At 48.3% G+C, this 7,336-nt stretch carries 8 protein-coding genes; 5 read left to right on the forward strand and 3 right to left on the reverse strand.

Annotation, left to right across the window (positions count from 1 at the left end; genetic code table 11):
* Nucleotides 1-63: 63 nt before the first annotated feature.
* Complete coding sequence (locus QW087_04760; protein MEM2944031.1) at nucleotides 64-450, reverse strand: DUF3198 domain-containing protein; 387 nt, start codon at nucleotides 448-450, stop codon at nucleotides 64-66.
* Between the two features lie 133 nt (nucleotides 451-583).
* On the opposite strand from QW087_04760, the gene QW087_04765 reads away from it, so the two are divergent.
* From QW087_04765 to QW087_04785, 5 genes are all read left to right on the forward strand, one after another.
* Nucleotides 584-946, forward strand: a complete 363-nt coding sequence (locus tag QW087_04765) for a hypothetical protein (GenBank protein MEM2944032.1) — start codon at nucleotides 584-586, stop codon at nucleotides 944-946.
* Between the two features lie 68 nt (nucleotides 947-1,014).
* A complete protein-coding gene (locus QW087_04770; GenBank protein MEM2944033.1) occupies nucleotides 1,015-2,349 on the forward strand; it encodes a tRNA(Ile)(2)-agmatinylcytidine synthase in 1,335 nt (444 codons plus the stop codon).
* 72 nt (nucleotides 2,350-2,421) lie between these two features.
* Nucleotides 2,422-3,597, forward strand: a complete 1,176-nt coding sequence (locus QW087_04775) for an acetyl-CoA C-acetyltransferase (GenBank protein ID MEM2944034.1) — start codon at nucleotides 2,422-2,424, stop codon at nucleotides 3,595-3,597.
* Between the two features lie 29 nt (nucleotides 3,598-3,626).
* Nucleotides 3,627-4,487, forward strand: a complete 861-nt coding sequence (locus tag QW087_04780) for a 3-hydroxybutyryl-CoA dehydrogenase (protein MEM2944035.1) — start codon at nucleotides 3,627-3,629, stop codon at nucleotides 4,485-4,487.
* Between the two features lie 137 nt (nucleotides 4,488-4,624).
* Nucleotides 4,625-5,872 carry a M20 family metallo-hydrolase gene (locus tag QW087_04785; GenBank protein MEM2944036.1) on the forward strand — a complete coding sequence of 416 codons (1,248 nt, stop codon included), beginning with the start codon at nucleotides 4,625-4,627 and terminating at the stop codon, nucleotides 5,870-5,872.
* Nucleotides 5,873-5,923: 51 nt separating this feature from the next.
* On the opposite strand, the gene ftsY is transcribed toward QW087_04785, so the two are convergent.
* Nucleotides 5,924-6,871 carry a signal recognition particle-docking protein FtsY gene (gene ftsY / locus QW087_04790; protein ID MEM2944037.1) on the reverse strand — a complete coding sequence of 316 codons (948 nt, stop codon included), beginning with the start codon at nucleotides 6,869-6,871 and terminating at the stop codon, nucleotides 5,924-5,926.
* 14 nt (nucleotides 6,872-6,885) lie between these two features.
* A partial coding sequence (gene pfdA / locus QW087_04795; GenBank protein ID MEM2944038.1) for a prefoldin subunit alpha occupies nucleotides 6,886-7,336 on the reverse strand: 451 nt, incomplete at its 5' end.

Here is a 7,336-nt window from a genome sequence, read left to right on the forward strand (position 1 = left end):
GGGTCCCTCCGATCTAATCCATAGACAAAAAACACGTCAAAAAAAGAAAGCTTGAATCAAATATTACTTCAAATTAAATTCTCTTTTCTTGTTTTTCAAATCAGCTTCGTACTTCTTTGGCAGTCTCCACGCAAGATATTCAATCTCATCAAGATTCGAAATGAACTCCGATTTGCTTTTTGTCGAAATCCACCTGCGAAACCTAACGGCCATTGAAAAGAACTTCAAACCCCATCCAATACCAATAACTAGGAGAATAATGCCGATTGCCACGCAGTAATAACACCAAGCCTTAGGTATTAGTTCAGAACCTGAAAAAAATGAAACCGCAGAGGCTCCAATTAGCAGTAATCCTACAATGAAGAGTGTAAGTGAGATGTGTAGGGCAAACTGAACATGAAGCGGTTTTGACACATCTGGTATATTGCCATCATTCCTTTTATTTCTCACTATGGGAAATTGACAACTTTTTTGGTTTAACCTCTTTCAAATCAACCCAGATCAGGTGCAGTGAAAAACTAATTGTAACCACCATCTACGAATCGCCGCTCGATATGTGCTAAATAGCGATGCCGGTGAGTTTATGGAAAGAAAAATAGCAATTTTAGGAGCGCTCGCAATCACTTGTCTCACGTTACTTTTCACTCTGAGTTGTTTAGAACCGACTCCGATCACGAACTTCAGTGAAATCCCACGAGAAGATGGTAGATATATCATTATTCTTTGCGAGGTGAGCAACGTGAGGGAGGCGAAAGGTGGATGGATATTAGAACTTTCAGACTTTTACAGTCATACTATACGAGCATTCTGCGGCTCATCTATCATCGATGAAGCGCCTAATCCAGGCACAGTAATCTTTGCAGGTGCTGATGTTTCAGACAACGGAGAATTTCTATTTTTGAAGTCAATTGAGATATACAAAAATCAATACGATGCCACTTTTTGAAATTGGATCAAAATCACGAAAATTTAATGAAGTTGCGAGGTGTGTGACTCCGACCAAAAAGGTGCGCTATGATTGTCGCTATTGATGATACGGACTCGACAAATGGTATGTGTACGACGTACTTAGCAACGAAAATCATCGAGGAATTGAGTGAGTATGATTTAGTAGGCATGCCCCGACTCGTGCGCCTCAACCCAGCGGTTCCCTGGAAAACCCGCGGTAATGGCGCAATTGCATTCAGGTTGGGGAAGGGACGAGGCAAGAAGCGACACATCGGCATGATTGCCGGTCGCGCGTTGTATTCGTACGAAAACGGCGTATCTTGGGGCGACCCCTCGGAGATTATAAGGCGCTGTAGAGAAGTCGTTGCAAAGTGGTCGAAAATTGACGAGGGAGCAAGTCCTGGGCTTATTGTCACGCCTAAAAAACCGCGAGAGATATTTTACTGGGATGCAGTGAGGGGAATCGTGGAAAAATCCCTTGTAGAGCAAGAATTAACAAGGCTTGGCGCCTTTAAGTATGAGCTCGCCGGCGGGAGAGGAATCATCGGTGCGACGGCTGCGGCTGCTTGGCGCCCAAAAGATCGAACATATGAGATCATTACCTATCGCCAAGAGATAAATTGGGGGAAAGAAAGATTGATCGATGAGGCAACGGTCAAAGCCCTCGATCATGCTTTCCCCTCTACCTTCAATAACTATGATTCTGATAGTGGCAGAATTGCCATCGCCCCGCATTCACCGTGTCCCGTGCTCTTCGGCATTAGAGCCGATGATCTTGAGGAATTAATACCTGCCATGGAGTCGATCAGAGGTGAGAGGCCAGAAAGCTGGATTATCTACCTTACAAATCAGGGCACGGACGATCATATCATAGTCAATTGGAAATCGGTGGAACCCAATAGGTCCTATGCCGTTGAAGGAAATGTTGCTAGCGATCCGGTCACAATAAAAGGTGGTCATGTCGTCTTCAAACTGAAACCTAGGCGTTTCCCGCAAACGATCGATTGTACTGCCTACGAGCCTTCGAAAGGATTCAGGTATGTTGTGAGAAAGCTTCGGCCCGGGGATAAGGTAATCGTATACGGGGAAATGAGGGAAGAACCTAGAACGCTTAACTTGGAAAAATTGAAAGTCTTAAAATTAGTGGAAGCCAGAAAAAAAGTTGCAAACCCCCTCTGCCCAAATTGCGGAAGACATATGAAGTCAGCCGGCTCATCCGCAGGTTACCGTTGCAGACGCTGCGGTACAAAAGCTCGAGTCGACGAGGCGGAATACAGCGTTGCGGAGCGCGGGATTAGAGAGGGATGGTATGAGCCCCCCGTGTGCTCCCGCAGGCATTTGAGCAAACCGCTCAAGAGACTTGCTTCAAAGTCCCTGCGAAAAATTCAGCCTGTTTTTTGAACTCAGGGAATTTTAAAATAATCTCCAATTGTTAGAGTTTGCATCATCAGGGAAAGTTGAAGGTGAAATAAAATGAAAGAGGTCGTAATACTCAGTGCTGCCAGGACAGCTGTTGGAAAATTTGGAGGCTCTCTTAAGGACGTACCCGTCTATGAACTCGGCGCTCAGGTGATCAGAGAAGCGGTGAAAAGGGCAGGTCTTGAACCGAACGACATACAGGAATGTATCATGGGGATATGTCTCCCAGCAGGAGTTGGCCAAAATCCTGCGCGCATGGCTGCGCTCAAGGCGGGACTTCCGTGCGAAATCGGATCGTTCAACATCAATAAGATGTGCGGTTCAGGTCTGAAATCTGTAATGCTTGCTGCTAATGCTATAAAGGCTGGAGAGTGCGACGTGATTGTGGCTGGCGGTATGGAAAATATGAGTGCTGCCCCCTACCTGCTGCCACAAGCTCGTTGGGGATATAGAATGAACGATGGAAAGGTCGTCGACCACATGATTTTTGATGGCCTCTACGATTCAAATGTAAACATGCTGATGGGCATGACTGGGGAGATTGTTGCTGAAAAGTACAATGTGACAAGAGAAGAAGCAGATCTTCTCGCGTATCAAAGCCACATCAAAGCCCTTGAGGCCATACGAACAGGTCGTTTCGAAAAAGAAATCGTGCCAATAATGGTGAGTGCTAAGAAGGGTGAGGTAGAGTTCAAAATTGACGAGGGCGTCAGACCTGATATTTCCTTGGAAGGACTTGCCAAGCTGAAGCCTGTTTTTAAAGAGGACGGCGTGGTCACTGCTGGGAATTCGTCGCAAATCAGCGACGGAGCTGCAGCAGTGGTCGTTTCTTCAAGAGAATTTGCCGAAACCCGTGGCATAGAGCCTATTGCAACCATAGTGGACTACAACACAAGCGGTGTCAAGCCAGAATACATCATGGAAGCACCGATTCCAACAGTGCGAGCGCTTCTTAGCAGAAATAATATGACGATCGATGATATCGACCTCTTCGAGCATAACGAGGCGTTCGCGACAGCATCCGTAGCTGTCAAGCGTGAGTTAGGGGTTCCTGATGAAATCTTCAACGTGAACGGAGGTGCCGTTGCATTGGGCCACCCCATCGGGTGCAGCGGTGCGAGGGTCCTCACCACTTTACTCTATGCTATGCAAGATAGGAACAAGCACACGGGGCTGCTCACGCTGTGCCTCGGCGGGGGGAATGCAGTTGCAATGATCGTAAGAATGTAAAGGTTGATATAGGTGGGCTAGGGGAGAGCATGAAAATTGATGAAGTGAAGAAGATTGGAATAATTGGTGCGGGTACGATGGGCAGCGGCATTGCGCAGGTCGCCGTGCAAAGCGGTTTTGAGGTCTTATTGAACGATGTCAGCGATGCATTCATTCAAGGGGGAATGGCAAAGATTGAAAAGGGTCTTGCAAAGGCGGTGGAAAAGGGCAAACTAACGGAAGCTGATAAATCACAGATCATGTCAAGAGTGACTGGCACTACCCGGCTTCAAGACATGACTGAATGCGACGTTGTGATTGAAGCGATCCTCGAGGACAAGACTGCAAAAAAGCAGGTGTTTGCCACGCTTGACTCCATTTGCAAGCCCGGGACGATACTCGCTTCAAACACCTCCTCAATACCCATCACGGAGCTCGCAGCGTCAACAAAACGGCAGGATAAAGTGGTGGGGATGCACTTCTTCAACCCCGCTCCTGTAATGAAGCTCGTTGAAGTCATCAAAGCCATTCAAACATCGGAGGAAACGAAGGAGCTGGTGAAAGCACTTGCCGTGAAGATGGGAAAAGTTCCGGTAGAAGTGAACGATTTTCCTGGCTTCTGTACGAATCGCATACTCGTGCCCATGATCAACGAGGCCGCCTACTGTCTTATGGAAGGAGTAGCCTCAGCCGAGGCAATCGACCAGGTAATGAAACTCGGCGCGAATCATCCTATGGGGCCGCTCGAGCTCGCAGATCTCATCGGTCTAGACGTTTGCCTCAACATCATGGAAGTCCTTTACTCCGAGTACGGCGATCCGAAGTATCGTCCGTGCCCTCTGCTACGGAGACTTGTGCAGGCTGGGCGGCTCGGTCGTAAGACTGGTTGGGGATTTCACAAGTACGATTAGCCGCCTGGGGGAAAAGGGCTAGGTGAAAATACTACTAGCGCTCTTTGCACTTTTCGAGGCTGTGCCAATCTGAATGATTCAAATCGATTTGACAATGATTTATAAGGGGATAAATCGTTTTCATTCAAAGGGATTTGATGCCGACCGCTGACGAACTGTTCTCGGTTATTGATAGTTACAAGGACGACATGGTGGAGGCGCTCAAGGAGCTTATCAGGATTCCGGCCATCGGTCCAGACAATGGCGGGGATGGTGAGTTTGAAAGGGCCAGATATATTAAAGAATTGGCCGATAGATGCGGTTTCGAAGAGATCGATACGTACGACGCGCTCGACGAACGTGTCCGCCTGAGATTGAGACCGAACATCGTCGCAAAGAAGAGAGGCGCTTCTGATCAGTCTGTGTGGATTGTAACGCACATGGACACTGTACCTCCTGGGGATCTTGAAGGATGGACTTATCCTCCCTTTGCTCCCCGCGTCGTGGATGGGAAGGTCTACGGTTTGGGCGCGGAGGACAACGGCCAGGCAATAATTGCCTCTCTTTTTGCCGCAAAAGCACTCAACAGTTTTGGACTAGAGGGAGAGAAGACATTGGGCCTTGCCATGGTAGCTGATGAGGAGTGCGGCAACGAAAAGGGTATCAAATTTCTCATAAGAGAGGGTGTGTTCCGCTCCGGGGATATCGTTTACGTGCCGGATTATGGCGTTCCAGATGGATCAGTTGTCGAGGTTGCCGAGAAGTCAATTTTGTGGTTCAAGATCATAGTCGAAGGAAAGCAAGCGCATGCCTCCTCGCCTTTCAAGGGGATCAATGCGATGAAGGTGGGATCAAAATTCATGGTGTTTCTGCTCGATCATCTAGAGGAGAAGTATAGACATACAAATGAGCTCTTTATTCCTCCAAACTCAACATTTGAGCCGACGAAACGACTGCAGACGGTTGGCAATATCAATACAATTCCTGCCGAAGACGTATTTTACCTTGACTTCCGAGTACTGCCGGAGCAAGACGTCGATGAGGTGGAAAAAACTATCGAGACAGTTGCACATCTTTTCGAGGAAAGAACGGGCGCAAAGATTTTAATTGAGAGGGAGCAGGTGACGAGGGCAGGTCCGCCATCATCTACGAATACCGAGGCAATGAGCGCGCTTGTTTCGTCGATCAAGAGGGTAAGGAGTGTAGAGCCGGTGGCAAGGGGTATTGGTGGAGGCACGTGCGCAAACCTGTTCAGGCTTTCTGGCTTCGACGCTTACGTCTGGCAAACGGTAGAGGGCGTGGCGCATGCTGTTAACGAATATTCAAAAGTAGACAACCTTGTCAATGACGCAAAAGTCTTTGCGCTTACTCTTGCAACACTATGCTTCCCTAATAAATTCCTGTAACGGAAATGAAGTGAATCCTCATAAGATGCGCACGATTCATTCGTTAATTAGTCAGCTAGCGGCGTCTTTTGAAAAGAGACGATCTACCATCCATTTGCTTTCGAATTTAATGATTTCATCGTAGCCCTGCCCTGTCGAAAGAAAAGCAATCGGCTTCTTGACCGCGTGCGCAATCGATAGAGCTGCACCGCCTTTTGCATCAGCATCGATCTTCGTGAGGATGACTGCATCGATCCCTACTTCTCTGTCAAACGTGGATGCTTGTTCGATCGCATCGTTTCCCGCGAGCGCATCGCCGACAAAAATCACGAGGTGCGGCTTCACAACCCGCTTGATTTTTTTCATCTCGTCCATGAGATTCACGTTTGTCTGCATTCTGCCAGCCGTATCAATGAGGACGACGTCCTTTTTCCTTGCCCTCGCGTGATCAACAGCATCGAATGCAACTGCTGCCGGATCGCTACCCGGTTTGTGCTTCACGATCTTGCAATTGAGTCTCTCCGCATGCACAGTCAGCTGCTCGATAGCGCCAGCTCTGAATGTGTCAGATGCCGCCAAAACGCAACTCATCCCCCTTTTCTGAAGCCTGTGCGCGATTTTCGCAATCGCTGTTGTCTTACCGGTACCATTGATGCCGACGAACATTATGATTACTGGTTTCTCCGCCCTTGACACAAACTCGTCAAAATCGAACTCCCCTTGCTTCAGCACCTTTTCAATGGCGTTTCTTAATGCCATTTCGACGGCATCCGCTGGATCATATCCTCTTTCGACCCTTTTTCCGAGCAAACTCTCGCGGACGCTATTTTTGATTTCCTCAACAACTGGCAGGGCAACATCGGATTCGAGAAGGTTCATTTCAAGATCCCAGAGCACCTCGTCCAATAGGCTTTCAGAGATCCTCTTACCACTGTCACCAATGATCGCTTCCGATGACTCTGGGACTTCAGTCGCCTTTTTCTTCCAACCGAAAAGTTTCTTCTTCAGCGACTCGAACAAATGTCCCACCAGTCCTAGAGTTGTCCTTGGGCCTTCTGGTATGTCTCCTGAATCTTCCTCGTCAGCTGTGTGCTCTGCGCTTCAAGCGCCGATCTCCTCTCAGCGAGCTTATTGAAGGTTTCAACGAGCTCCTGCAATCTCGATTCGATTGTTTTCAAGGCCTCATCGATCGGCTTCTCGATCGAAACGCCGCTACCTATGCCTACAATCGCCTTGTTGTTCGAGGACACTCTCGCGAAAACAAATGAACTGCCGCCAACGGGAACGAGGACTTCGGCACCTTCTTCTGCTTTTGACACACCAGTTAGCGTGGACTTCGCCCTGAGGTGTTCCTCGATTGATGCCTGGACGATCTGCTGCTGCTCCACGAGCCCCTCGATCTGTGCTCTGTAAAGCTCGAGGAGTGCAAGCGATTCCTGTAATTCTCTTTCGCTCATTCCGTCACTCCCACAAGATATTTCACCA

This window comes from Methanomassiliicoccales archaeon (assembly GCA_038850735.1).
Lineage (GTDB): Archaea > Thermoplasmatota > Thermoplasmata > Methanomassiliicoccales > JACIVX01 > JACIVX01.

What these genes read in the sequence shown, in the direction of transcription:
- QW087_04785 (MEM2944036.1), top strand. Translation starts at nt 4,625, where the DNA reads ATGCCGACCGCTGACGAACTGTTCTCGGTTATTGATAGTTACAAGGAC.
- QW087_04780 (MEM2944035.1), top strand. Translation starts at nt 3,627, where the DNA reads ATGAAAATTGATGAAGTGAAGAAGATTGGAATAATTGGTGCGGGTACG.
- QW087_04765 (MEM2944032.1), top strand. Translation starts at nt 584, where the DNA reads ATGGAAAGAAAAATAGCAATTTTAGGAGCGCTCGCAATCACTTGTCTC.
- QW087_04775 (MEM2944034.1), top strand. Translation starts at nt 2,422, where the DNA reads ATGAAAGAGGTCGTAATACTCAGTGCTGCCAGGACAGCTGTTGGAAAA.
- QW087_04770 (MEM2944033.1), top strand. Translation starts at nt 1,015, where the DNA reads ATGATTGTCGCTATTGATGATACGGACTCGACAAATGGTATGTGTACG.